General features: G+C 57.6%; 19 protein-coding genes. 10 read left to right on the forward strand and 9 right to left on the reverse strand.

What is annotated here, in order from left to right:
- Positions 1–312: 312 nt before the first annotated feature.
- The 6 genes from ACVDG4_RS00625 to cyaB all read right to left on the reverse strand — a co-directional run bounded on the left by ACVDG4_RS00625 (position 313) and on the right by cyaB (position 5,743).
- Positions 313–867 carry a VOC family protein gene (locus ACVDG4_RS00625; RefSeq protein ID WP_447233619.1) on the reverse strand — a complete coding sequence of 185 codons (555 nt, stop codon included), beginning with the start codon at positions 865–867 and terminating at the stop codon, positions 313–315.
- Positions 868–879: 12 nt separating this feature from the next.
- Positions 880–1,212: a DUF3140 domain-containing protein gene (locus ACVDG4_RS00630; protein WP_447233620.1), complete on the reverse strand. Its 333-nt coding sequence runs from the start codon at positions 1,210–1,212 to the stop codon at positions 880–882.
- 4 nt (positions 1,213–1,216) lie between these two features.
- Complete coding sequence (locus ACVDG4_RS00635; RefSeq protein WP_447233621.1) at positions 1,217–1,981, reverse strand: hypothetical protein; 765 nt, start codon at positions 1,979–1,981, stop codon at positions 1,217–1,219.
- Positions 1,981–3,378 carry a dihydrolipoyl dehydrogenase gene (locus ACVDG4_RS00640; RefSeq protein WP_447233622.1) on the reverse strand — a complete coding sequence of 466 codons (1,398 nt, stop codon included), beginning with the start codon at positions 3,376–3,378 and terminating at the stop codon, positions 1,981–1,983. The genes ACVDG4_RS00635 and ACVDG4_RS00640 overlap by 1 nt, the downstream gene beginning before the upstream one ends.
- On the reverse strand, positions 3,371–4,753 hold the full coding sequence (locus ACVDG4_RS00645) for an NAD-dependent succinate-semialdehyde dehydrogenase (RefSeq protein WP_447233623.1): 1,383 nt from the start codon (positions 4,751–4,753) through the stop codon (positions 3,371–3,373). The genes ACVDG4_RS00640 and ACVDG4_RS00645 overlap by 8 nt, the downstream gene beginning before the upstream one ends.
- 402 nt (positions 4,754–5,155) lie before the next feature.
- Positions 5,156–5,743, reverse strand: a complete 588-nt coding sequence (gene cyaB / locus ACVDG4_RS00650) for a class IV adenylate cyclase (protein ID WP_447233624.1) — start codon at positions 5,741–5,743, stop codon at positions 5,156–5,158.
- A 415-nt stretch (positions 5,744–6,158) separates the two neighbouring features.
- On the opposite strand from cyaB, the gene ACVDG4_RS00655 reads away from it, so the two are divergent.
- Complete coding sequence (locus ACVDG4_RS00655) at positions 6,159–12,443, forward strand: DUF4347 domain-containing protein (protein WP_447233625.1); 6,285 nt, start codon at positions 6,159–6,161, stop codon at positions 12,441–12,443.
- A gap of 87 nt (positions 12,444–12,530) precedes the next feature.
- Here the strand turns inward: ACVDG4_RS00655 and ACVDG4_RS00660 are convergent, their stop codons facing one another.
- Together ACVDG4_RS00660 and ACVDG4_RS00665 are read right to left on the reverse strand one after the other, a co-directional pair.
- Complete coding sequence (locus tag ACVDG4_RS00660; RefSeq protein ID WP_447233626.1) at positions 12,531–12,923, reverse strand: GNAT family N-acetyltransferase; 393 nt, start codon at positions 12,921–12,923, stop codon at positions 12,531–12,533.
- A 15-nt stretch (positions 12,924–12,938) separates the two neighbouring features.
- A complete protein-coding gene (locus tag ACVDG4_RS00665; RefSeq protein ID WP_447233627.1) occupies positions 12,939–13,193 on the reverse strand; it encodes a hypothetical protein in 255 nt (84 codons plus the stop codon).
- Between the two features lie 725 nt (positions 13,194–13,918).
- Here ACVDG4_RS00665 and ACVDG4_RS00670 point away from each other — a divergent pair.
- The 4 genes from ACVDG4_RS00670 to ACVDG4_RS00685 all read left to right on the forward strand — a co-directional run bounded on the left by ACVDG4_RS00670 (position 13,919) and on the right by ACVDG4_RS00685 (position 20,221).
- Positions 13,919–15,553 (forward strand): hypothetical protein, encoded by a 1,635-nt coding sequence (locus ACVDG4_RS00670; protein ID WP_447233628.1) that lies wholly within the window; start codon positions 13,919–13,921, stop codon positions 15,551–15,553.
- A gap of 315 nt (positions 15,554–15,868) precedes the next feature.
- Positions 15,869–17,944: a putative bifunctional diguanylate cyclase/phosphodiesterase gene (locus ACVDG4_RS00675; protein WP_447233629.1), complete on the forward strand. Its 2,076-nt coding sequence runs from the start codon at positions 15,869–15,871 to the stop codon at positions 17,942–17,944.
- A 489-nt stretch (positions 17,945–18,433) separates the two neighbouring features.
- Complete coding sequence (locus ACVDG4_RS00680; protein ID WP_447233630.1) at positions 18,434–19,420, forward strand: hypothetical protein; 987 nt, start codon at positions 18,434–18,436, stop codon at positions 19,418–19,420.
- A 33-nt stretch (positions 19,421–19,453) separates the two neighbouring features.
- Positions 19,454–20,221: an alpha/beta fold hydrolase gene (locus ACVDG4_RS00685; protein ID WP_447233631.1), complete on the forward strand. Its 768-nt coding sequence runs from the start codon at positions 19,454–19,456 to the stop codon at positions 20,219–20,221.
- A 14-nt stretch (positions 20,222–20,235) separates the two neighbouring features.
- Here ACVDG4_RS00685 and ACVDG4_RS00690 read toward each other — a convergent pair whose 3' ends face one another.
- Positions 20,236–20,850: a TetR/AcrR family transcriptional regulator gene (locus ACVDG4_RS00690; protein ID WP_447233632.1), complete on the reverse strand. Its 615-nt coding sequence runs from the start codon at positions 20,848–20,850 to the stop codon at positions 20,236–20,238.
- A gap of 87 nt (positions 20,851–20,937) precedes the next feature.
- Here ACVDG4_RS00690 and ACVDG4_RS00695 point away from each other — a divergent pair, with 87 nt between their 5' ends.
- From ACVDG4_RS00695 to ACVDG4_RS00715, 5 genes are all read left to right on the forward strand, one after another.
- Positions 20,938–22,344 carry a flavin monoamine oxidase family protein gene (locus ACVDG4_RS00695; protein ID WP_447233633.1) on the forward strand — a complete coding sequence of 469 codons (1,407 nt, stop codon included), beginning with the start codon at positions 20,938–20,940 and terminating at the stop codon, positions 22,342–22,344.
- Between the two features lie 112 nt (positions 22,345–22,456).
- Entirely contained in the window at positions 22,457–23,083 is a 627-nt protein-coding gene (locus tag ACVDG4_RS00700; RefSeq protein WP_447233634.1) for a histidine phosphatase family protein, read from the forward strand.
- A 2-nt stretch (positions 23,084–23,085) separates the two neighbouring features.
- Positions 23,086–23,523, forward strand: coding sequence for a nuclear transport factor 2 family protein (locus ACVDG4_RS00705; RefSeq protein WP_447233635.1), 438 nt, complete (start codon positions 23,086–23,088; stop codon positions 23,521–23,523).
- 69 nt (positions 23,524–23,592) lie between these two features.
- Entirely contained in the window at positions 23,593–24,255 is a 663-nt protein-coding gene (locus ACVDG4_RS00710) for a DUF6151 family protein (RefSeq protein ID WP_447233636.1), read from the forward strand.
- Positions 24,256–24,431: 176 nt separating this feature from the next.
- Positions 24,432–25,139 (forward strand): hypothetical protein, encoded by a 708-nt coding sequence (locus ACVDG4_RS00715; protein ID WP_447233637.1) that lies wholly within the window; start codon positions 24,432–24,434, stop codon positions 25,137–25,139.
- Positions 25,140–25,145 lie beyond the last annotated feature (6 nt).

Here is a 25,145-nt window from a genome sequence, read left to right on the forward strand (position 1 = left end):
CCGTTCTTTTAAGGGCCGCCTGTCTTCAGGGTCTTCTGGTTTGATCCTTGCCGTTGCTCGCACCGTGCGCCGGCATTCCGGATCATCTGAATGCCGGGCCTTCGTGTGCGGTGGACCCGGTATCAATTGCAGCCGGGCCTTCCCAAACAGGTGCCCCGTCCGGGCGAGCGCAGTACTGCCCGGATCAGACCATTTCAGCTCAGAACACTCCGGCGCACAACACCTCCACCGTCCGGGCTTCTTCCGGTGACATCCTCGTGAGACACCGGAGGAAAGCCGGCGCGGTTGGTGTCTCTTTGAGCCGACCTGCTGTCAGTCGCTCAAGCTGGTCCGGTTTTCCGAGATCCGGGTCAAGGCTGCGGCAACATGTTTTGTTGCGATGGCATCGTCACCGGATCTGACCCGCTCCAGATGCGCGTGGTGCAGAACGCTTGATGCTGAATGACCCGCCGGAGGCACAAACTTGTAGGAGGCGAGTTCGATTGTCAGCCCCAGCGGGTCCTTGAAGTAGCAGGAATTCATAAAGCCCCGGTCCTTGAGCGAACAGGATATGCCGTGGGCCTCCAGTCTCTCTGTCAGTTCTTCGTAGATCGCGGCGGACACCTCAAAGGCGATGTGATGCACGGCACCGAGGCCCTGGGGCGCGGTGTCATCCGTCGGTTTTCGGCTTTCAGAAGTAAAAATCGTGATCAACCGGCCGTCGCCCGGGTCAAAATAAAGGTGCCCATCTTCCGGGTTGTCGAGGTTCGGCTGTTCAAACAGGAACGGCATTCCGAGAACGCCTTCCCAGAAGCCGATCGTGCTCTGCCGGTCCGCACCGATCAACGTGATGTGATGAACGCCTTGCGTTGGAATGATCTCGGGCATTGCCATCTCCCTTCATGTCTTGAGGGGGTCATGCCCCCAGTTCTTCAACGAGCAGCGCCAAGCAGAGGTCTCAACCCCGTCTTCGGGGCCGCCTTGCGCCAGATGGCGCTTAATGTAACCGACCACCTTGCCCATATGTGCCCATTGTCCGGTGGACAGCGCGTCTTTCCTGGTCCTCATGATGTCAACAATGCGGCGGCCGGATGCGTGACCGGTACTTTCTCCATCTTCCGTATCTCCCACGGACCTGGAGGCGTCTGTTTCCAGCCACTCTTCGAGTTCCTGTGGGGCCATGTTCACCAGATCCCGCCATTCGTTCCAGATTGTCTCCCTTGACTTGGACATTTGTTTATCTTTCCGTTTCCGCCGCCAGCTTCGGACGTACGGTTCTTACAATCTCAGACAGTGTTTCCGCGAATTCACCCGGACCAAAACGCACCATTCCGGAATGGGCTGCACAGAGCGTGCGTGTCTGCGCCCACTCCCGTGCGATCTCCTCCATCCAGTCGCAGAACGCCCACCCGGCGTCAGGCCCCCCCGTTAGCGCCGTTTGCAGTGTGGGATGGAGCCGGAGGCGCCGGATCCCGGTCATCTTTTGCAGGACCTTAGGGATCGGCAGAACATTGAACGTGTCGTCGACATAGAGCGTTCCACTCTCACGATGAAAGACGAGGAGAGATCCGGCGTGGACATGGTCTTTTTCATGGATGTAGGCAATTCCACGGGGCAGGGAGAACGCCAACTCCGGAAACCGGGCTGCAACGGCATTGCTCTCGACAGGGTCGTTTTCCCAGACGACTTCCGGCGCTTGTGCGTGATGGCGTGCCGATCCAAAAAAGGCGGCGCCGGGAAAATCCCGGGCCATCTGGGCACAATGCGTGGTGTGATACGGATGCACGTTCAAGACGGCTTCGACCGTTTTGCCGTTGTCGGTCCTGGCCATGATTTCCTGCCGCACCGCGCCTTTCAACGGGTAGCTGTCAAGAAACAGGTGCGTGCCCGACGGGCGCTCTATCAGGGCGCACTGCGTCCCAATGTCGACGAAGCCGCCGAGCTTGAAACTGCCGCGCACACACCAAAACCGGGGGGCTGGTTTTACAAGAGTATCCGACATCAGAAGTCTCCCGGCGCATGCGCCCGGTCCCTGTTCTCCGGTGCGGGCGTGCCGGACTGCGCGCAAATCTCGCGCAAGGCGTCTTTCAGGCCTTCTTCGAGGGTCGGGTGATAGAACGGCATTCCCAGAACCTCGTGGGCCGTCAACCGGTTTTCGATTGCCCAGGCGATAAGATGCGCCAGATGCTCGCCGGCGGGCGCGCATAAATCCGCGCCCGTCAGGCAGCCCGACCCATCCGCGTGAAGCTGCACAAGCCCATGGGCCTTGTCCTCGACCCGGGCCCGGCCTTGCTCTGCATAAGACACGCTTCCGCTGAGCGTTGCGGTGTCCGGGCCCTCTCCGATCGTGGCAACCGGCGGATCGGAAAAGGTCAGTGAAAAGGCGACCATCGGGTCCGAGGCGACCACCTCGGGAAAACGGGCGGCATTCCGTCCGGCAATCGTGCCGTCCGTGGAAGCTTCATGCAGCACCGGGCGAGTTCCCGTTGCATCGCCGGCCATGAAGACCGGCAGATGCCCGATCTGGAACGTGGACGGGTTCACGTCCGGACGACCTTTTTCATCCAGTCTTGCGCCGGTTGCGGGCAAATTCAGCCCGTCCAATGTCGGCGGCCGGCCGGTGGCCAGCAGGATGTAGTCAAAGGTTTCGCATCGGTTTTCCCAATGCATCTCCACCTTGCCGTGTTGCACCTTTGGTGCCGGATCTGCATCCAGATGGACCGTCATGTCCCGTTTCAAGGCGGCCAGCAGGGCGTGTTTGACCTCCGGCGTGCGCCCCGATGACAGCACGCTGCCGCGTTCGAACAGCGCAACCTCCACACCCAGCCGGGCGAAAGCCTGAGCCAGTTCTACACCAATGGCACCGGAGCCGACGACGGCAAGCCGGTCGGGGAGGCGGGGCAGGTCGAAGACCGTCCGGTTTGTAAGAAGCCTGTCTCCCAGATCCGTGTAGGCGTCTGGCACCATGGGGTGAGACCCGGTTGCGACGACCACGGATCGTGCCGAAATCGTCCGGCCGTCGTCCAGCAGAAGACTGTTCGGATTGGTAAAGCGGGCCGTGGCCTTGATCCGGACGCTTTCTGGCAAGGCATCAATGCTGTCTTGAACGCCGTCCACGAACTGCTCCCGGTAATTTTGCACGCGCGCCATCACCGCCGGGCCATCGATCTCGGGCGTGGCACGGATTCCAAAGGTTTCCGCATCACGGACGGCTTCCGCTGCCCCGGCTGCCGCAATCAGCAGCTTTGACGGCATGCACCCGACCTCCGCGCAAACGGTCCCGGCAAATTCCGGGTCGATGAGGCGGGTTTCCGCGCCTTCGTCCCGGGCGGCGCGTTCAGCGGCGAGGCCGGCGGTTCCAGCCCCGATCACGGCCACATCACACGTCAGATCAGGCATCATTTGCCGCCGGCAAGGTGATCGCCTTTGCGTTCACGAACTCCTTGATCCCGAAGCCACCATGTTCGCGCCCATATCCGCTGTCCTTGACGCCGCCAAAAGGCATGTCGGGCGAAGCGAGATTGAACTGGTTGATGAAGACCATGCCCGTATCGAAGTGGTCTCTTGCAATGCGCACGGCTTCGTCCTCATCGGCGCTGAAGATGCCGCCGCCAAGTCCATACCGGCTGTCGTTGGCAATCCGTAGTGCATCATCGGTGTCCTTCGCCCGGATGATCGATGCAACCGGTCCGAACAATTCATCGTCATAGGCCGGCTGACCGGGCAGGACATTCGTCAGGACCGTGGCCGGATACCATGCTCCCTTGCGGTCCGGGATTTCGCCGCCGCATTCCAGCCTTGCGCCTTTTTCGAGGCTCTCCTTGACCTGGTCATGCAATTCGTCCCGCAGACCCGCATTGGACATCGGGCCGAGGTCCGTGGTCTCGTCCTCAGGGTCGCCGACCGTCAACGCTTTCATTCCCTCGACATATTGCCGGACAAATTCGTCGTAGACGCTGTCCACGACCACAAAGCGCTTGGCATTCACACAGGTTTGTCCATTGTTGTAGACGCGGCCCTTGATCGCCGTTTTCACAGCCATTTGGAGATCGGCGTCAGCCAGAACGAGGTAGGCATCGTTCGATCCCAGCTCCAGTACGGTTTTCTTGATCGCGGCGCCGGACTTCTCACCCACGTGGCGGCCCGCACCACCGCTGCCGGTGAGTGTGACGCCCCGGACAAGGTCGTGCGCGATCAAGGTATCCGACTGATCGTGGTCAATCAGCATCACCGTAAAGAGGTTCTCCGGCAGTCCCGAGCGCTCCATGATATCCCGCAGGAGGAGACCGGACCCCGTGCAAATCTCGGCATGTTTGAGGAGAATCCCGTTGCCGGCCATCAGGCTGGCAATGGCATAGCGGATGGCTTGATAGGCGGGAAAGTTCCAGGGCTGGATCCCGTAAATGACGCCCAGCGGCGCATAACTCACGATGCCGCGGCGCCCGTCAACAAGGGTCTTGGTGTCATCGGCGAGCGCGTCCGGGCCGGTCTTCGCCGTCCAGCGGCAGATTGCGGCGCAAAGCTCCACTTCCTGACGGCTGTCGGACAGCAACTTGCCGGTTTCAGTGGTCATTAACCGGGCGAGGTCTTCGGCTTCCTTCTCCAGACCGTCCGCGATCGAATTGATGATTGCCGCGCGGTCTTCAAGCGAGACATGGCGCCAGCGTTCGAAGGCCGCGTGACAGGCCTCAAGGGCCTCCAGCATCCGGGCATCACTCATGGTTTCGTAAGACGCGACCGGTTCGCCCGTCGCCGGGTTGACTGTTTTCAACATGGCTTTCCCTGTTTCTCGGTTATGCGGCCAGCCGGGGCATGAGCCGTGGGACCATCGCCCGGGGACGGCAGGTTTCTTGCGGGGCCGCAACTGCCTGCCGTCCGGCGTGGTCCGCATCCAACACACCAGCCGGCTTCTAATTTCCAACGGCCAGGAGGCTGGTTGGTTCCCCGAATCTCAAAATCGGCGGGGCGGCGGACTGGACAAGACCATAGGCGGAGCGGTGCCCCCGGCGAGGCGGCGGAGGGGGGCGTCTTTCAAGAGGCACAGGCGGCTTTGCGCGCCGGAGGTGGCGCAGAAATCCCAGGGTATGGGGCGCGAGAAACGGTCCGGTGCGGTTTTAAACCGGTTCACCGGGATCCGGTGACGGTGGCGCCAGAGACCGGGATTGCCCGGGACGGCCTATCCGAACAGCAATTGCCGGTAGGACCCGGTTTCTTCCTGATGATGGGTGAGGCCGAGGTCGGCGACCACGTCTTGAATACCGAGCCGCAAGCCGGGCAGCTGGTTTTCATCGTCTGTCATGGCAGCGACTTCAACGAAAGACCCGAGACCGTCGACAACATCCAGCGTCACGTGAAAATCGCCAAGGAAGTAGATGTCGCGTTTCTTGCTGATTTTCCATTTTTCTACAAACCCGAGGGACTTGAGCATCGATCGCGCCTTGCCGATGTCCGGGAGGTCCATCGCCACACATTCGTCCTTTTTCGGACCCTTGGAAATCCAAAGCACGCGCCCGGACGGTTGCATGTGCCTGAGCGTGTGGACCTGATTGTTCCTCTCCAGCCGACAGTCAGACAGGTCGAAAAAGATATCGACTTCGGCATTTCCAAGGGTGAAAGCCACTGCGTTCCGCATCTCCAGCTCTTGCCGCACGGCTTCGAGATCCGCTACGCGAAATTTTCGCTCTACCTCGAAGCGCCCGACAAAATGGGTGCCCGGATCGGCAAGCATTCCCTTGGTCTCAAGATCGCGGGTTCCCTGAGGCATGGCTTGCTCCTTTCGTGGGGTGACCGGGCTCCGGGTTTTTTGCACCGGTGGGGTTCCAGCAGCAACTTTGCCCGGTAACTTTCCACCGGTAGATTTGCGCCGGCTGCCTTGCGCAGGCGCTTTTGCACAAGCGCTTTTGCCCAGGCGCCTATGCCCGCCAAGCCCCCCTGTGCGTGACCTCGCGTCCAAGCGTCCTTTCAGTCCTATCATTGTCAGAACCGGTGATAAGTAAATCCTCGGCTCGGACCGCCGGGGTAGTTAATCAATATACAATTTTAAATAGCATTTGACGGTGCATGACATTATTAAACTTACCTGTGGATACGGAGAAAAATTAGCTATTTTTAACAATCACCTACTGGAAATTATCGACTCTATTCAACAACTCTGACCGCTGTTTTAGGAATGGTCCATTATGCAAAAAGTCTTTTCTACCCCGGGTCGCCAAAGCAATGTTGTTTATGTCTTTGACACCTCTGTCGATAAATTTGAAACCCTTGTTTCCGGGATCAATAGGACTGCAAATATCATCCTGATTGACGGGTCCTGCGATGGTCTTCGACAGCTGGCCATTCATCTTTCCGGACAAGCGGATATCGAAGAGCTGCATATTGTCTCCCACGGCCGCGACGGCACGCTGGTGCTGGGCAATACGGTCCTCTCCAAAGAGACGCTGGGCACCTACGCCTCCGAGCTGATGATCCTCAACCGGGCCCTGAGCAGCTCCGCAGACATTCTTCTTTATGGCTGTGAGATAGCCAAAACGGAAAAAGGCGAAGCGTTTGTTGCGGACCTTGCGGAGGCAACAGGCGCCAACATTGCCGCGTCACAAACGCTGACCGGTTCCGCCGATCTTGGCGGCGACTGGGATCTTGACGTCCATGTTGGGGCGCTCACGGCAGGTATCGGGTTTTCTGACACTGCGCGCGCGCGCTACAAAGAGGTCCTTGCCCCGACAACCCTAACCTTTAGCTCCAATGGCGGCGGTAGTATTGGGTCTGACAATACAGCAAGCGATGGCGAGGGTGGCAGTACCGATATTTCCGGTATCGAAATCCAGATTATCAACATCTCCGATACAAACGGCACTCAGATCAGTTCCCTCAACTGGTACAGCGACGGTGATCTAAGCGCCGGCGATGGATTTACCGGTGTAACAACAGACTTCGGGTTCGGCGGCCAATGGAAGGGAATGGCGATCAAGAGCGCAGACGGCTCTGAATTCCAACTGGAGTCTTTTGATTTCTTTGACTGGGGGACATTCCCGTACAGCTCATCAACTATGGATATAGTCGGCTACCGCGACAACGTACAGGTGGCGACCGGAAGCTTCAGTTCAAATGGGAACAACAACCGCGTATCAGTCGATATTGCGTCCAATACGTCTTTCGATTCTGTTGATGAAGTCAGGATAACCTTTAACTCTGGCACCGGATACCTTTCCCTTAACAATATAGTTATTGACGACAATGTTCCGGCCAACTCCGCCCCTGCGCTCGGCGGTACCCCTGCGGACGATACGGCGACGGAAGATGTTGCAACGGCGATCGACCTGTCCGCCTACAATGTGTCCGATGCAGATGGCGATACGATCACGCTGACGCTGGCCGTCGACCGGGGCACAGTTGCCTCGACAGATGGCAACGGGACCACAGCCGGTGTCACAGTTGCCAATTCCGGCACCGGATCCATGACCCTTCAGGGCACGGCTGCCAATCTCAACACGTATCTCAACGATACGTCCAAGATTACCTACACCACAGCCTCCAACGATACGACCACAGCTGTTCTGACGGTCACGCCGAATGATGGCACCGTGAACGGCACGGCGGATACGGTCAACATCACGATTTCGGCGGTCAACGACGCGCCGGTCCTGGACGCCGCGCAGTCGCCTGTTCTGACGGCCATCGACGAAGATGCGGGCGACGATGACGGGTCGGGCGCGGATGGCGATGACGATGGCGCGAACAATGCCAACAACCCGGGCACCACGGTTGCCATGATGGTGGTCGACGGGTCGATTACGGATGCGGACGGCGGCGCGGTGGAGGCCATTGCCATCACCACCGTCGACAACACCAACGGCGTCTGGCAGTACTCGACCGACAACGGCACTTCCTGGAATGCTTTTTCCGGGACAACCGGATCTTCTGTCGACATTACATCGACGGCGCGGCTCCTTGATGGCAGCTTGAGTGGGGCCAGCACACAACTCGTCCGGTTCGTTCCGGAAGCGGGTTACAATGGCACGGCCACCCTCACATTCTATGCATGGGACAAATCCTCCGGAACTGCAGGCGGGACCGCCGATGCATCCACGACGGGCAATGCAACAGCGTTTTCCACCGCCTCGGACACCGCTTCGGTCACGGTCAATGCAGTGAATGATGCGCCAGTGTTCACGGGCCTCGACGGCACGCCGGCGTTCACGGAAGGCGGATCCGCGGTTGTTCTGGATGCCAATGTCACGGTTGCAGATGTCGAACTGGACGCGCTGAATGGCGGCAACGGTGACTATTCGGGTGCCAGCCTGACCATTGCCCGCAATGGCGGAGCTGATGCATCGGACGTCTTTGCCGTTCCAACGGGTGGCAACCTGACCGTCGCCGGTGGGCCGAACGGCGGCGGCACGATCACGGCGGGGGGCAATGCCATTGCCACCATTGCCAATACGGGCAATGGCCAGATCCAGCTGTCCTTTGCCGACAATGGCACCACCCCGACGACCGCGCTGGTCAACGAGGTGCTGCAGGCCATCACCTATGAAAACACCGGAAACGATCTGACCTCCGACCCGCAGCTCGACTGGTCCTTCTCCGATGGTGCCACCAACGGCACCGGGTCGATCACGGTGACCCTCACCGATGTCAACGATGCACCGACCCTAACCGCGACGGGGGGCAACCCGACCTTCACCGAAGGCGGTGGCGCCCAGGACCTCTACAACACCGTCAGCGCCGACACAGTCGAGACCGGTCAGACCTTCACCGCACTAACGCTCACCGTCACCAACGTGGCGGACGGGGCTTCGGAGATACTGTCCTTCGACGGCTCGGACGTGGCGCTGACCCACAACAATACGGTCACGCCCACGGCAACGAACGGCTTGACGGTCGGCGTGTCGGTCACCGGATCGACGGCGACCCTCTCCTTCTCGGGGGCAACCCTGTCCGAAGCGCAATTGCAGACGCTGGTGGACGGACTGACCTACCGCAATGAATCGCAGGACCCGACGACAGCGGGCAACCGGGTGGTCACCATCACCTCGGTCACCGACAGTGGCGGCGGCACCAACTCGGCCACACCCAACCTGACCTCGACCGTGTCGCTGACGGCCGTCAACGATCCGCCCGTGATCGGCAACCTGAACGGCGACAATACGGGCCTTCAGCCGGGCGCGACCGCCACTATCGACACGGATGGGAACGCGACGGTCGCGAACCCGGATGCGGCCGATTACAATGGGGGGTTCCTGACCATCACCCAAACGGGCGGGGCGGCAAGCGGCGATTTCTCGGTCGACGGTACCGCGGTCACATCGGGCGGAGATGCAACGGTTTCAACCGGTGAGGCCGTTCAGGTCGGCGGGATCGATATCGGAACGGTCAATGTGTTGGATGATGGTCAAGGCGGCAATGACCTGACCATTAACTTCGGCGCGAACGCAACAAGCGCCCGCATTGAGACCCTGATCCAGAACCTGTCGTGGAGTGCGGCCGCCGGATCCGGCGCCCAGACCTTCACGCTGACGCTGAACGATGCCGATGGCATTGCCAACGGCGGTGACGCGGACACGACCGCCAACTTCACCATGACGCTCGGCAATGCTCCAGTGCTGGATCTGGACGGCAACGACAGCGCGGGCACAGGCTCCGGCGGCTATGCCACCGCCTTCACAGAGAGCACCCCGGTCGCGATCGCCGATACAGACGTTGTGCTGACCGACAGTGATGGCGGGGCGACAATTTCCGCAATCACCATCTCTCTGACCAACGACCAGAACGGGGCCGATGAAGGTTTGTCCGTCAGCGCCGCGGCCCAGAACGCGCTCACGGGCATTGCGGGCGCTGCCGACATCACCCGCCAGGATACGATCTCGATCACTGGCGTAACGGCGAGCCTCGCGGAAGTGCAGACCTTCCTGCAGACCGTCTTTTACGACAACGTCTCGGACGCGCCGGATCTCACTGCCCGAACCATCACCGTGACGGTGACCGACAACGACGGCCTGACCTCCTCAAGCGTCACCAGCACGATCTCGGTGGCGAATGTCAACGATGTCCCTGTATTCGCAGGCGTGGACAACGCGGCCGCTTTCACCGAGGACGGCGCTGCCGTGGTGCTGGATGCCAATGCCACCGTTGCCGATGCCGAACTCGATGCTCTGAACAGCGGCAACGGCAACTACAATGGGGCCACGTTGACACTGGCGCGCAATGGCGGCGCAAACGCGGAAGACACATTCGCAAACAACGGATTGCTGGCGGCACTCACCGAAGGCGGCAATCTGACCTACAACGGCACGACTGTTGGTACGGTGACGACCAATTCGAGTGGCACTCTGGTGCTCACGTTCAACGCAAGTGCAACCTCGGCGCTGGTCGACAGTGTGTTGCAGAACATCACATATTCGAACAGCAACGACACTCCGCCGGCGAATGTCCAGATCAACTACACGTTCAACGATGGCAACAGCGGGACGCAAGGATCGGGCGGCGCCGGATCCGATGCCGACGATTCGATCACGGTCACCATCACCGCAGCGAATGATGCCCCCGTATTCACCAACCTTGATGGCGACGCTCCCTCCGGGGCTCCAAGTGCTGTCATTGCCTTCGATACCGGCGGCAACGTTACGGTGACGGATGCCGACTCGACCGATTTCAACACCGGGATTCTAACGATCACCCGCACCGGCGCGCTGGAAGGCAACTTTGCTCTTAACGATGCCAACGCCACATCGGGCGGCGACGGCACGATCGCGGCCGGCCAGACCATCGCGGTCGGCGCAACCAGCATCGGCACGGTGACCACCGATGGTCAGGGCGCGAACAATCTCGTGATTACCCTGAATGCCAATGCGACGCCAGCGAACGTACAGGCCCTTATCCAGGCGCTTACCTATTCGAGTGCGGAAACCGGATCGCACGGCTTTAGCGTTACCCTTACCGACGGCGATGGTGGAACTTCCTCGGCTGCCACCGTCACGCTGAGCGTTGCCAATCCCTCGACTGGCGGGGGAGGAGGCGGCTCGACCGGACCGGTTACGGTCGTGACCGAAGACAATGACGACGGCAGCGGACCTCCGACCACCACAACAACTGTGACGACGGGATCGGGGGGATCGGGATCGGCCGCCATCGTTCAAAACACGAACAACAACGGAAATGTTGTCACCGCAACCTTGCCGGCCAATACGAGCATCTCCTCAACGGGTCCGAAAACGGCTCAAACGCCGTCAGATGCGGTAACGACCCTTGTAAATGCTGTCGATGCACGTAATTCCAACTCAGAGAGCGACCTCATCATTGGGGCGCAAACCTTTCTCAATCAACTCGCGTCAACGACGACTTTGGATGTGCGCACCATCATTCCGACGACCACCCAAACCAGTCTGTCCGATCCGATCGTTATTACCGGAACTTCAACATCCGGAGGCTCCAGCCAATCGGAAGCCTTCGTGATCGATATGCGGACCCTGCCCACCGGCTCGACCCTGCAACTCGACAACATCGAATTTGCCTCAATCATAGGCTCGACAAGGGTGACTGGAGGGGCTGGCAGTAACTATGTCGTCGGGGATGACAATTCACAGTTCATCGTTTTGGGCGAAGGCGATGATCAGCTCTTTGGCGGAGCGGGCGATGACACGGTCGGCAGCACTACAGGGAACGACCAGATTTTCGGCGACGCCGGAGATGATCTTCTGTTTGGTGGTGCCGGCAACGACACGCTGAGCGGTGGTGCCAACCGGGATGCCGCGCTCTATGGCGCGACCCGCGACGGCGTCACACTTTCTGGAACCCGTGGCACGGTGACGGCTGTCGATGCCGGTGGGACCGACACGCTGACCGGTGTTGAGCTGGTTGTCTTTACCGGTGAAAACACGACAGGCAAGGACCGCGTGACGGTGTTGCTACAGGATAATGCGCCGGCTGCCGGGCAATACGGCTTCAATGAAGCGGCTTATCTGAATGCGCATCCGGACGTCGCAGCGGCGGTCGCAGCCGGTATTTTCGCCAGCGGTGCGGAGCACTATGCTCTGTACGGCGACGGTGAAGGCCGCATTGTCGATCTTGTGTTCGATGCACAGTTCTATCTGGCCGACAATCCCGATGTCGCCGCTGCGGTAACAGAAGGTATTTTTGCCTCGGCGTCAGAGCACTATCAGCTCCACGGCTATGCAGAAAACAGATCGCTCAATCCGCTGTTTGATGGTGAGTATTATCTCACGCAAAACGAGGATGTTGCCAATGCGGTGACTTCAGGGGCTTTTGAAAGCGCCTACCATCACTTCGTGCTTTACGGCGACCAGGAGGGACGGGCGGCGTCGCGTTTCTTCGATACAGCAGCCTACCGCACAGAACAGGGGCTCAGCAACGATGTGAGTGCCCTGGAGCATTTCCTGCTCATCGGCCTGCCGCAGGGCATGACGGCACCAACTGCCGCGGATTTTACCTCTGAAGGGCTCGCATAAGACTCTCACAGCCCGGCCGGTGTCACCGGCCGGGCGTAGGTTGTAGGATCTTCCGGTTCAACGCAGACCAAGTCGGTGACCTCCAAACTACCGATCGTCTGCGCTGCTTCGAAAATCCTGAAGGCGGATGATCTGCCGCCCCTGCGCGTCAAAGTTTTCGGGGTTCAGCCATTTTTCGAAGGCATCTCTGCACAGCGGCCATTCGTCCCGCAATATCGAAAACCAGGCAACGTCCCGTTGCCAGTTTTTGATGATCATTGCACGCCGCCAGGTGCCTTCGTGCGCAAAGCCAAGGTTGAGAGCTGCACGAAACGACCTGGCGTTTTGCGCCTGGCATCGCCACACAAGCCGCTCATACTGCAAATCATCCATACCCAGGCACATCAGAAGGAAGATGGCTTCCCGCGCTTCCCGCGATCCTTGCAGAGCCGGTGAAAACCAGATGCTTCCGATCTCGAACGCACCATCATCTTGATACACGTCGCATATCGAAAGTCAGCCTTCCGCGCGGCCTGACGTTCCAATGACAGCCCAGAAGGGCTGGGTATCGCGAGAGCTCAAGTCCGCGATCAGGGATTTCAGGTCTTCGCGGTCGTCGAAGGGGCCATAGCGCAAATAAGTAAAGCTGACCGGCGCATCCTTGGCACACATCCAGAGGTCATCCAGGTGCTTGGCTGAAAGTGGCTGTAACTCGATGTACCGCCCGGAGAGGACCGTTTTTTCAGGGAAACTCCATTCCTCACGATCCATTGCCTTGCCCAATGACACAGCAGCACACCTTCTTGCTGATTTCTGACCCCTTCGGATGCCAAAAATCACAGGACTTCGCAATGGCATCGACGTTCGCAAGTCAGTCATTCGGTGCCTGTGCAGCGAACGTCCGTTTTCCGCCCAAAAACGCCTACGGCGCTTGCAACGATCACCGACTTGAGCGGGCTTGGTTTCGAGCGGCGTCCGCGTTTCAAGCCCGGCCGGGTTGATCCCCCGTCTTCCAGCTTTTTTTGCACCCGCGGGCAGGCATTTTCGTTGGGTTCAGGCTTCGCGGGCTCGGTTTTTGAGGCGCAGGACAAACGGCAGGTCATCGTCGCCGAACATCCGGAGGGGGCGGGGCCTTTACCGCAACTCTGGAAACGAATGGATCCCCGATCAGGCCGGGGATGACATGAGCGGGGGCGGGTTTTGGCTTTCCAACTTCGGCTGAAGGCTGCGCTCCTGCGGTGCGTTTCCAACGCCGTTTCGATTGATTTGCCGGCAGAAGTATCCTTATGTTTTTGGGCGCACGGGCTTGTTGACGTCATTCAGTGCCTGCGTGCAGATGACGCTGCTCCAAACCGGGGTTTTCCGGGCGTTTTGCTCACACAACAGGGGGCTTTCGGTCCTTGATCACTTCTTGGGAATGTGCCTGCTTTTATCAGAAACGCAGTCAAATGGTCCCAGTTGCCGTGCCGAGGGTGTCAGGGCTCGAATGATGAAGCATGTCAGACTATTTCGACCTTGGTCGCTATTCGCGGCCTTCAAGTGATGTGGCAAACGCGCAAATCTGGCTGGACCGCGGCCTTGTCTGGACGTTTGCCTACAATCACGAAGAAGCGATCATCTGTTTTGAAAAGGCGTTGAGCGCTGATCCAGCCTGTGCGCTTGCATGCTGGGGCATCGCCTATGCAATCGGTCCAAACTACAACAAGGCCTGGGATGTTTTCACACCCGAGGAAAAAGCACCCTCCCTCGCAAAAGCCCATGCGGCGATTGCCGCCGGATTGCGTATTGAAACCCTGATGCCTTTGGAACGGGCGCTCCTGGAGGCTCTTGCCACGCGGTATCCACGGGATCCGGATCTGGAGGATTACCAGCCGTACACCGATGCCTTCGCCAATGCGATGCGGGAGGTCTACGCAGCCTACCCGGACGACCTTGATGTTGCCTGCATCTTTGCAGAAGCCCTCATGAACCGGACCCCGTGGCAACTCTGGGACTTTCACAAGGGCCTTCCGAACCCGGAGGCGTCGACGGTTGAGGCCATGGACGTTCTGGAACGCGCATTTGACCACATGCCAGGCGCGTGGGACCACCCGGGTTTGTTGCATATGTACATTCACCTGATGGAAATGTCGCCCTATCCGGAACGGGCGCTCCGTCATGGGGACTGTCTCACAGGCCTTGTCCCCGATGCCGGCCACCTGGTTCACATGGCGACCCATATCGATGTCCTGTGCGGTGATTACAACAACGTCCTGTCGCGGAACCTTGCAGCCGTTGCCGTCGATGACCGCTACAAGGACTATGCGGGTGCGGCGAATTTTTATGCCCTTTACCGCATCCATAACCTGCATTTTGCATCCTATGGTGCCATGTTCCTTGGTCAAAAGGCGGCGGCCCTCAAGACGGTCCTGCGCCTGCGGGACGAGGTTCCCGACGAGGTTGTCAGGTCGTATCCGGATATTTTCGAGACCTTCGTTGCTGCCGCGCCGCATGTCTATATCCGCTTCGGTCTCTGGTCGGAGATCCTGGATCTTGAGCAGCCGGCGGACACGGACCTTTATGTGACAACCCATGCCTTGCTGTATTACGCAAAGGCCGTGGCTTACGCGAATCTTCACCGGCACGCAGAGGCCGAAGCGGCGGCAAAGAATTTCTCGGACGCCTATGCGCGGGTGCCCGACACTCGGTTGCTCTTCAACAACACGGCCCGTGATGTTCTGGCCGTTGCCGAAGCCATGATGCAGGGGGAACTCGCCTTCAAGGCGGGGGATCACCAAGACGGACTGGCGCATCTGCGCCGTGCCGTCGTGTTGGAAGACACCCTCATGTACGAGGAACCCTGGGCGTGGCCACAGCCGACCCGCCATGCCCTTGGCGCCTTGCTGATGGAAGCGGGAAACCACGCGGAAGCCGAAGCGGTGTACCGGGCCGATCTCGGCCTGGATGGCAAACTGCCGCGTCCCTGCCAACACCGGCGGAATGTCTGGGCCCTCCACGGATTGCATGAGTGCCTGTTGCGGCGCGGCGAAACCCTGGAACGGCCGCACGTCGAACTGCTGCTGCAGCAGGCAACGGCCCGCGCCGATATTCCCATCAAAGCCAGTTGCCTTTGCCGGCACCGCGCGGCTTGACCGAGCGCGCCCGTGGCCGGTGGACAGAGCGCTGGTGCCGTCTGGGCCGCCTTGGAGAGATCCCATCAGCTGTCCGTCTTGCCGAATTGGCACCCGGACGGTCTGACACCGTTGTCCGGTTTTCGTTCGCCCGCGCAGCAGCGGAACCGCGCCGGCGACCGCCAATGCTGCCCGAATTTCAAATGGTGCTCTGGTCCATTTGCCAAAGGTCTTTGTCCTGGCAAGCACACGGGGAGGAAGTTCTTGACCGGTAAGCGAGACTGATGGACGCTGCGTCATCCGCCTGCAGGAAAAGAAAAACGAAAGCTGGCACACATGACTGACGTTTCGGAAGAGTCGGGCCCATCGATTATTTCCCTCCCAGTACCCGCCGGAAGACTGCCGGAGTTCAAGCAACCCTTTGACGTTGCACGGCGCCTGACCCAAGCGGTCTGGGTTTATGATATTGACCATTGCCGCGTCGTTCTGGCCAACGCCGCAGCCTTACGCCTGTGGAAGGCCGATACGGAAGCGGAACTTGCAGCCCGGGACCTGTCGATCGACATGTCGACGACCGTGGCGAAACGGCTCAAGCAGTACCAAGCCGGTTTTGGCGAGAGTGACGCGACCTTCAGCGAACTCTGGACGTTGTATCCGCAGGGGAAACCGGTCTCCGTCGACGTCATTTACACCGGCTACCGCTTGCCGGATGGCCGCATCGGGATGATGTGCGAAGCAACCCGGATTGCCGAAGATGCACCGGAAACGCTCAGAAGTGCGGAAGCCCTGTTGCATACCGATGTCATGATCTCCCTTTTCGCGGCCTCCGGCCGTGAGCTCTACATGAATCCGGCAGCCAGAAACACCTGGCGGTCGGAGACAACCCATTTGCCGGATATCTTCGAGACGTGCTCTGATTATGAGGCTATCCGCAGTGAAGCCGAAAACCGAGGTGATGCAAGAAGGGTCGTGCGGATCAAAACCGATGCCGGGCTGGCCTGGCATGACATGTCTTTCAAGAGCTGCAGGGATGCGGCGACCGGTGTGCCCGCGATCCTTGTGACTTCGATTGACGTTACCGAGCTGAAACACGCTCGGGACCGCGCATCCTATCTTGCAGACAAGGATCAACTTACCGATTGCTATAACCGGGCCTTCTTTCAACGGCACCTGGAAGCGCTCGCAGGTGATGGCAATGCTCCGTCGATCGCGCTTCTTTACCTTGATCTCGACAAGTTCAAACAGACGAACGACAAGTTCGGACATGAAGCGGGCGACAAACTCCTCATTGCGACATCGCAGCGGATCAAGGCCTGTCTCGAGCCATCGGACCTTCTGGCGCGGATTGGCGGTGATGAGTTTGTTGTCCTGCTGTCAGTTGCAGGCGCGTCCGATCATGTGAAACACCGTGTCGGGCAGATCCAGGAAACGGTGTGCCAGCCGTTCTTCTACAACAACAAGAAAATTGAGGTGACCACCAGCATCGGTGTCTCCGTCATGCCGCGCCACGATGGCGACTTTGAAAAAATTGTCCGTCAGGCGGATGTCGCACTCTATGAATCCAAGCGGCTCGGCCGAAACAGGGCCTCTCTTTATACCGAACAGATGGGCCACATCGCTGACGAACTGTTGCGGACCGAAGCGGAACTCGCATCGGCTTTCGAGCGCGGGGAGATCCAACTTCATGTTCAGCCGTGCGTGGATTTGTGTTCGGGAAAGGTGGTAGCGGCCGAAGCCCTGGCGCGATGGCAGCATCCAGTCCGTGGGCTCATCATGCCGGCCGACTTTATCACCGTGTGTGAAGAAACCGGGCTCATTGAGGTCCTCGATCATTATGTCCTGCAACACAGTTGTGGGTTGGTGAAACACTGGCACAGGGCGGGCCTGAAGATTGGCGTGTCGCTTAATGTTTCCCCGCGGCAATTTCTGGATGAGAGTTTCATGTCAGCTCTGGCCGCACATGCCCAAGATCCCGATTTTGCAACCGGGGATGTGCAACTTGAAATCACCGAGTCTGTTCTTGCAGAGGAGCAGGACGCGGTTGCCGAACGGCTGAGACGCATTACAGCCTTGGGGTACAAGATTGCGGTTGACGATTTTGGGACCGGCTATTCCAATCTCGCCTACATCTCCAAGTTTCCGATATCCTGCATCAAGATCGACAAGTCGTTCATCGATACGATGCCGGCATCAGTGCCGGTGATCCGTCTGATCCAGAGACTGGCGGAAGAGGTCGGGGCGCAAACGGTTGCGGAAGGCATAGAGGATCTTGCCGCGCTCAAAACGATTTCCGAGATCGGATGCTGCCGCATTCAGGGGAATTACTTTTCTGCGCCGGTGGCGATCGAAGCATTTCAATCAGCTGTCGACCGAATTGAAACGCAGATTGCAGCTGACCGTCGCGGCGTGTGACGCCTATGTTCGCCTGAAAGCCGCGTACAGACCTAAGGTGCGATCCCCTATCTTCGAGGCTGACCTTAATTTGACGGTTGCAGATAGAGCCGGGAACAGGTTCTAGCCTCATTTCAGGTTTGCGCGTGCGCTTCTTTTTTCCGTTTCCCAAGTTCACACGGGTTGGCCCCAGGGAATGTCGACTTAACGGCAACCTTAAAAGCGGCACTTTCTTCCGTGTCCGAATGTGGCATCGGTATTTTTTACCTGTCTTGTTTTGCGGTGTCCGTCAAACGGGGTCGGCGATGCTGAATACAAAGCGGTGTTTCTCTTAGGTTGTGAGCCTTCTTGAAGTGTGCCGAAAGTGGCATGTTTTTTGCCGATCAAGTGCAGTCCATGCGTAGATAGGCAACACTTATGCACAAAGTCGGTTTTTCAACTCCCCACTTTTTTCCAACCAGTTCCCTGAGGTCTCCCGGGACCAATCCGGTAGACGCTCCGGAGCAGCCAGTGGGGGCGCAAGACCGGCCCGTCTCCGCTATTGGCACGCAGTCGTCTGCGCCCGGCCAAGAGGCGTCCACCGGTCAACACGGCTCCAGGTCTGCATTTTCAACTTACTCCACTCAAGATTTCTTGGGTGTTCACCAGCTGATGCAGGCGACCGGAGGGTCTGAGGACGTGCGTTCGAGTGGGCAGACCGGCGAGTTGGATTCGTTGCTGTTAAAAATGTCAGATGATGTCGCCTCCTTGAGCCTCGATGAGCTCGATAAACTGCTTCATTTTCATGCGGAGCGATACGATGCCAGCGGTTCCGGAACGAGTGAGCGCAGGGATGCAGTCCAGAAAATCAATCTGTTGATGCAGACCATGGCAGATGCCCGGTATGAACTCGCCCAACACGATCAAGCAGAATTCACGTCGGCCGGCGGCGTCAAAGTCGCAGTTTCTGGACATCGCTTCGACACTCCAAACGCAACAGAAACGGGTCCTAGTCCCGAAATGACTGAAGAGGAAATCTCGGCACAAAACGAAGCGATCCAGCAATTGCTCTCAGATGGCCTGAAGCTGGCAACGATGAAACAAGGGATTACGCTCGGTGATTCAGAACTGGGGTTCGGTGTTGCGCCGATGATGCCGCTTTCATATGCCGGTGTCGGCAATGGAGGCACGGGCATGCTTGAACCGCTGTTTAATTCGCAAACGGAACAACGGGAGTTTGCACGAAACAAGCTGAATGCGTTTATGGATATGCTCGACATCGAGCGCGATCTGAAAAGCCAGTACGGGGAGGATGTAAAGGTTTTCTACAATGCTTTGGACAAGCAATGGACAATGTTGCGCCCAGGAGACCAGTTCTATGACAGTGATAGAATTGTGAGTGGGGAACAAGCGCTAAGCGACTTGCGTCAGGACATTGTGAAAAGCAGCACTCTTGGTGCACTCGGCCGTCATGAAATCGAAGCGATGCTCAACGCCCGCGGCTATTCAATGGCCTAACGGCATGACTTTAACGCAAAGAGACTTTCGACAGTGACCGCCGTTAACAACCGATCCGCGGATCACACCGATCCAACCGGCAACCACCTTCTCAACTATAAAACAGTCTGGATCCATGGAGCGGGTCTTTCCGGGAGTACCTGGGATCGGCTGGCCGCTCGTTTTGAGGACGCTGCCCAGCCAGATCTGCCGGGACACGGCAGAGCAGCCCCGGTACTACCTGCGCGGGTGGAGACATTTGCCGATACGATGCAGGGTGATGTTCCGCAAGGGGCCGTATTGATCGGACATTCGCTTGGCGGCATGGTCGCCCTCGAACTTGCGTCCAGGCTTGGAAGCAGTGTCAAAGCTCTCGTTCTGATCGAATGTGTTCCAACAGTTCGCACCGGACCGGCAGCAAGACTGATCGCGTCTATGTTTGCGGGCATATTCTCCGCTTTGCCACCCGGCTGGCTGGCCAAGCTGTCCGCCTTAGGCCAAACAGCGGACACTGCGGCAGAACTTCAAAACCAGATATCCAGAATGACGAGAGCAGGGGTGCGATCCGCTCTTGAAGCCTGTGTTCACTATGATGGCCGCCGTCACCTTGCAAACATCCACGCGCCCTGCCTGATTCTGATCGGCCGAAGAAACAAAGCAACACATCAAGGCGCCAAACTGATGGCAAGCCGGATTGCCAAAGCAAAGCTGGTCGAGCTTGAGGGCGGACACATTCTGCATACCGATGCCCCAAATGCTCTCATGACCGCAATTGAGGATTTTGTGCGGAAAATCGAACCAATAGAAAAAAGGCCGTCTTGAAAGGTTGGGAGGAGTTAGCTTGCCGGCAACGCCTCACTTTTGCGTTGTCGGTACCCGAGTTCCATTTCGAACTGGGCGATTATCAGTTTTTTGGCCTCATCAAGTGTGAGCCCGCGTGTTCTTGTGACCAAGATACCGGCCAAACCGTCAATTAATGCGCTGAGCCGCCACGCAGCGGCTTCCGATTGAAAGTTCTTCAAACCGCGTGCTTCGGAAACGCGGACAAGGAGCGCCGCAATGCATTTATGCCATCGGGCATACGCGCTTTTCATCACCTCTTCGAGCGCTGCGTCCTGACGGCCTTCAACAATGGCGTTGAGCCAAAGGTTCCAGTGCTTGTGTTCATCATCTTGGGCCATCCAATCGACGAATGTCTCAACCAGAAGATCAGCCGGCAGGCAAGACAGTCGTTGCTCCAGATCCGTGATCTCGGAATGCACAAATGCGTCTACGGTTTCCGCTCTCAATGCCTGCCAATTCACAAAATGATGATGAAGAAGGCCTGACCCCATGTTGAGGCGCGTTGTCACATCCCGAGTAGACACGTTTGCAAGGCCCTTTTCCAAAAAAAGCTCACACGCTGTTTCGATGATTTGGTTGCGTCTTTCGCGTGCAGTCGGGCGGGGCACAGACATACTCCTTGACATGAGGAACAAATTGAGCGACTGCTCAGTTGAGCGATTGCTCAATTAAACTATATTCCCGGGTTTAGCATAATGCACACTTCTGTAAATGTGGTCGTTGTTGGTGCAGGTGCGGCCGGGCTCGCCGCTGCGGCCCAGTTCAATGAACTGGGTTTGAGCTGTCAGGTAATTGAAGCGCAGAACCGGGTTGGTGGCCGGGTCCGCACGCTGTTTCATGGCAATGGCCGTGCCGTAGATCTGGGCGCGCAGATGATCAACGCCGACATGCGGAGCGTCCTGGATTTGGCAAGAACCGGCAGTCTTCACTGTTCTGTTGTCCCGAATTCCGGGCAGGACTTGTGCGTGATTGCAAACAAGGTTTTTCCACGCGACGAATTTATTGACCAAGACACGGTCGATATGGTGCTGGAAGCACGACTTGACCGCGTTTACGGCCCGTCGAGCGATGTCCGGTTTTTTGATTGTCTCACGACGTGGTTTCGGACTGTGGGCTTTAGAAAACCTTTTCGAACCCAGCAGAACAGCCGGGATGCTTCAGTCCTTCGGATGAGTGTCGCTGATGTTTTGCGCATGCTGCCGCTTTCGACCCATGACAAACAACTCGCCCGTACCCAATTCTGTGAACAGTATGGCGTCGCGGCCGAGTGTCTGAACGCTCTTGCCGTGAAGCAAGCTTTTCAGTCTTATCAGTCTGACCGCCCTGACCTTGAGTTTCACTTCCCCGAAGGCATGGAGAAGATAACCGATCAACTGGCCGGTCAGTTGTCCTTCCCACCTAAGTTAAACGCGCGGGTGGAAAGAGTGTCATGTGTTGGGCAAAGGGTTGAGGTTGTCACAGGCGCAGACATTTGGCTGTGCGATTTTGTGGTGATCGCAGTCCCGCCTCCGGCAGCGAGCAAAATCAGTTTCGTGATTGAGGAAAGCAAGGCGCTGAGGGACCTCCTCGGTTCCTTTCAACCGGGCTCGGTCATCAAGACAACGCTGGAGTTTCGGTCAGCGTTCTGGCGGTTGCACGGCTGGAGTGGCCGGATTTCTTTCACTGATCCGATGGGTCTGGAGGTTGTCGATACGAGTTTTGATGACAGCAGTCCTCCGCGCCTCACAGCTTTCTTAGGTGGTCCCAAAGCGGCGGAATGGGCCAGTTTGAACTCTGATCATAGGATCGCAAAGCTCTTGGACCTTCTTGCTCTCGCGCTTGGTGATGAAGCCAGAACCCCCAAGTCTTTCGAAGAAGCTCTATGGGTTGAAGGTTCTGTTTGCGGTGGTGGCTACAACTCGTCTGTTCGTGTTGAGGGAGTTCATAACGCGGCCCAAAAACTGCGGGAATGGACCGGCCGTGTCCGGTTTGCTGGTGCCGAATTGGATACCGCCTTTGCAGGATATGTTGAAGGTGCCATCCGAAATGGGCGGGCAGTCGCCGCCGAAATTGCTCACACACTGCACGCGAACGGCAAACCTCATTTGGCGCATGAGCGCTGATCCAATCGCCTGCCACCAGATCAAACAACTTTTTCAAAGGCTTAGGGGAGCAGCTCTCAGCGATATAACTCCCTAGCTGCCGCTGACGTTCACTTATTCAAAGGTCACCAGAATGCTCGCAAGATATCTGACCCACCCCCAGGTGTTGATTGATGAAGCTACCCCTATCCAAGATTGGGCTCTGTCAAGCCAAGGACGGGATCGCGTCATGAAACTTGCCGATGCAAATCCCTGGCCCCAAACCGGCCGGATCATTTCCAGCCGGGAACGGAAGGCTGTTGAGACAGCCCGGATACTTGCCGAGGCCTGGGACTGCTCTTTGGAGCTTCGAGACAACCAACACGAAAATGACAGAAGTTCCACCGGCTTTCTGCCGAGACAACAGTTCGAGGCCGCAGCTGATCAGTTTTTTGCCTCTCCAGACGACAGCTTTCGGGGTTGGGAGACAGCAAGGGCTGCACAGCACAGGATTGTTTCTGAAGTGGATCATTGCCTCTCTCAACCCGTCGGCCACGACACTCTGTTTGTCGGTCACGGAGCCGTCGGTACTCTGCTTTATTGCGCGCTGTCGAAACACGAAATTGATCGCAACTTTGACCAGGCAGATGGTGGCGGGAACTGGTTTGCGTTTTCCGCGGTCGATCTGAAACCGTTGCACGGGTGGCGACCGCTTGAGGATTGCCTGAGTCGAGTTTTGCCCACCACTCCGGGCGGTGTTTACCCAAAACACAAGAGATAAACATGGACAGAGATCATCCCAATCTCTCGCTGCTCAAGGATCTTGATATTCAAAATGTCCGGGATCTTAAGCACGTATTCCGTGAGGATGTGGTTTGGCACTTCTTCCATGCCGCAATGCCGGATCTTCATGGGGACTATACCGGCATCGAGCAAATTGCCGACTTCTTTGAGTCTCTGAAGCAGCGGTCTGCCGGTACCTTTACGGTCCTTCCGCGCGATGCACGGGCAATCGGTAATGAACTGGTCGTTGTCGAGACGCAAAACAGCCTTGTGCTGGATGGGTCAAGGCTCACCTTTGAGGTGGCCATCGTTTGGCGGATTATCGACGGTCAAATCGCAGAGGTCTGGGACATTCCCGCGATCAATACGGCAAGCCACGATTCACTGAACGCCATGCCGTATGACAGCGGGCGAACGGGCGGGGCAACAAGACCATGAAGCGTCGCGAACGGACGAACCTGGCAATTTTCGTCGCCATTGCGGTGGCTGTGTTTGTGGCCGTTACCAATGCCGACTGAATACAGTGCACAAGCGCAGCCGGTTGCAGACGTGAACCTCTCTTGCAGCTGTGGTGTGGTGCAAGGCACGCTGACTGTTTCGAGGCGAGCTTCGGTGCCACGCTATGTCTGCTATTGCACGGACTGTCAGGCATTTGTCAGACATTTGAGAGCAAACGAATTGGTGTTTGATCAAGCCTCGGGCAGCGAAGTCATCCATCTAGAACCGGCAGCACTGAAGATCAGCAAAGGGCTGGAACATCTCAGGTGTCTGGACTTGTGCGGGAGAGGTACCCTTCGATGGTATACCGTCTGTTGTTCAACACCAATCGGTAGCACCCTGTCCAGTGGCGGCTTTCCGTTCGTCAGCCTTCTCACATCATTTTGCTGCGAAAGCAGCGAACCAACGCCATTTGGTGAGGTTCGAGGGCGGGTTGGTATCCGGAATGCCACCGCATTGCTTCCCGGGGAAAAGGTGAAAACAGTTACCGCGTTTCGGATGCTGTTTGGCGTTGCCTGGATCATGGTCCGTGCGCGGTTGTTTGGCCGGCACAAGCCCTTCGTTTTCTTTCCTGAAGGCGGTTCAAGACCCATCGCATCGCCCGGCCGCTTGACCAAGCACCAGCGGGCGACCGCTTATGGATTGTCTGGACGATGCTGCAATGGGACGTGAATGAGCGTTTCCACCGCCGGTGCAGCGCTGGTCGTCAAGAACCGAAATCGGCTGCGTTCCATTTCCGAAAAGGACCCCAGTTTCGCCAAAAAGACTTTTGGAGCGTGGAAGGAACTTAGTCTCTGACAATAACATGCAGTATTCTGAAGAAAAATCAAATAATTAGGAAATATTAAATGGAAAATATACTTTTAAAATATGTCTCTCCGATGCGTGCTTGCATGCCCTCTTTCACCTTGATGATCGTATCTTTGCTGGTCGTATTCTTCAGTTGTGCCCCTGCACAAAGCAGCTCCTTCCAATCGGCCAGTGCTCCAAACGAAGAAATGTATCTCATCTACGTTCACGGGAGAATTATCGAAAACAAAGGCCCGAATGCTGTTTCGGACACATTTGGACTCTACGAGTTTTATGAGATCAAAGAAAAGCTGCAATCGAAAGGTCATTTGGTGACTGCTGATATCCGGCGGCCGGGTACGCTGGAATATGTTGATGTTATTGTCTCGAAAGTGTCCGATTTGCTCTCAAATGGCGTAAGTCCCGACAAAATCACGATTGTTGGGTTTAGCAAGGGCGGATACATGGCGCTCAGAGCGGCCGCCAAACTTCAGAACCCTGACATAAACTATGTCATCCTTGCCGGCTGCATTCATGGTGTGGTTTCGGGCGATGACCGTTCGGCAGATGGAGCAAAGGGCCGTTTCCTGTCAATGGTCGACGCGTCCGATGACCTCGGTTTTTCCTGCCGGAAATTCTTTAACCGCAACCCACAAATTACTGAGCGTGCCGACATCATCTTTAAAACCGGCGAAGCTCACGGCCTTTTTTACAAAGCGAACCCCATGTGGATCAATCCTGTTCTTGAGTGGTCCTCCAGGGACTAGACGGTT

The organism is Roseibium sp. MB-4, from assembly GCF_053005265.1.

Coding starts and splice junctions, on each gene's coding strand:
- ACVDG4_RS00625 (WP_447233619.1), bottom strand. CDS start 867: ATGCCCGAGATCATTCCAACGCAAGGCGTTCATCACATCACGTTGATC.
- ACVDG4_RS00630 (WP_447233620.1), bottom strand. CDS start 1,212: ATGTCCAAGTCAAGGGAGACAATCTGGAACGAATGGCGGGATCTGGTG.
- ACVDG4_RS00635 (WP_447233621.1), bottom strand. CDS start 1,981: ATGTCGGATACTCTTGTAAAACCAGCCCCCCGGTTTTGGTGTGTGCGC.
- ACVDG4_RS00640 (WP_447233622.1), bottom strand. CDS start 3,378: ATGCCTGATCTGACGTGTGATGTGGCCGTGATCGGGGCTGGAACCGCC.
- ACVDG4_RS00645 (WP_447233623.1), bottom strand. CDS start 4,753: ATGTTGAAAACAGTCAACCCGGCGACGGGCGAACCGGTCGCGTCTTAC.
- cyaB (WP_447233624.1), bottom strand. CDS start 5,743: ATGCCTCAGGGAACCCGCGATCTTGAGACCAAGGGAATGCTTGCCGAT.
- ACVDG4_RS00655 (WP_447233625.1), top strand. CDS start 6,159: ATGCAAAAAGTCTTTTCTACCCCGGGTCGCCAAAGCAATGTTGTTTAT.
- ACVDG4_RS00665 (WP_447233627.1), bottom strand. CDS start 13,193: ATGGATCGTGAGGAATGGAGTTTCCCTGAAAAAACGGTCCTCTCCGGG.
- ACVDG4_RS00670 (WP_447233628.1), top strand. CDS start 13,919: ATGTCAGACTATTTCGACCTTGGTCGCTATTCGCGGCCTTCAAGTGAT.
- ACVDG4_RS00675 (WP_447233629.1), top strand. CDS start 15,869: ATGACTGACGTTTCGGAAGAGTCGGGCCCATCGATTATTTCCCTCCCA.
- ACVDG4_RS00695 (WP_447233633.1), top strand. CDS start 20,938: ATGCACACTTCTGTAAATGTGGTCGTTGTTGGTGCAGGTGCGGCCGGG.
- ACVDG4_RS00700 (WP_447233634.1), top strand. CDS start 22,457: ATGCTCGCAAGATATCTGACCCACCCCCAGGTGTTGATTGATGAAGCT.
- ACVDG4_RS00705 (WP_447233635.1), top strand. CDS start 23,086: ATGGACAGAGATCATCCCAATCTCTCGCTGCTCAAGGATCTTGATATT.
- ACVDG4_RS00710 (WP_447233636.1), top strand. CDS start 23,593: ATGCCGACTGAATACAGTGCACAAGCGCAGCCGGTTGCAGACGTGAAC.
- ACVDG4_RS00715 (WP_447233637.1), top strand. CDS start 24,432: ATGGAAAATATACTTTTAAAATATGTCTCTCCGATGCGTGCTTGCATG.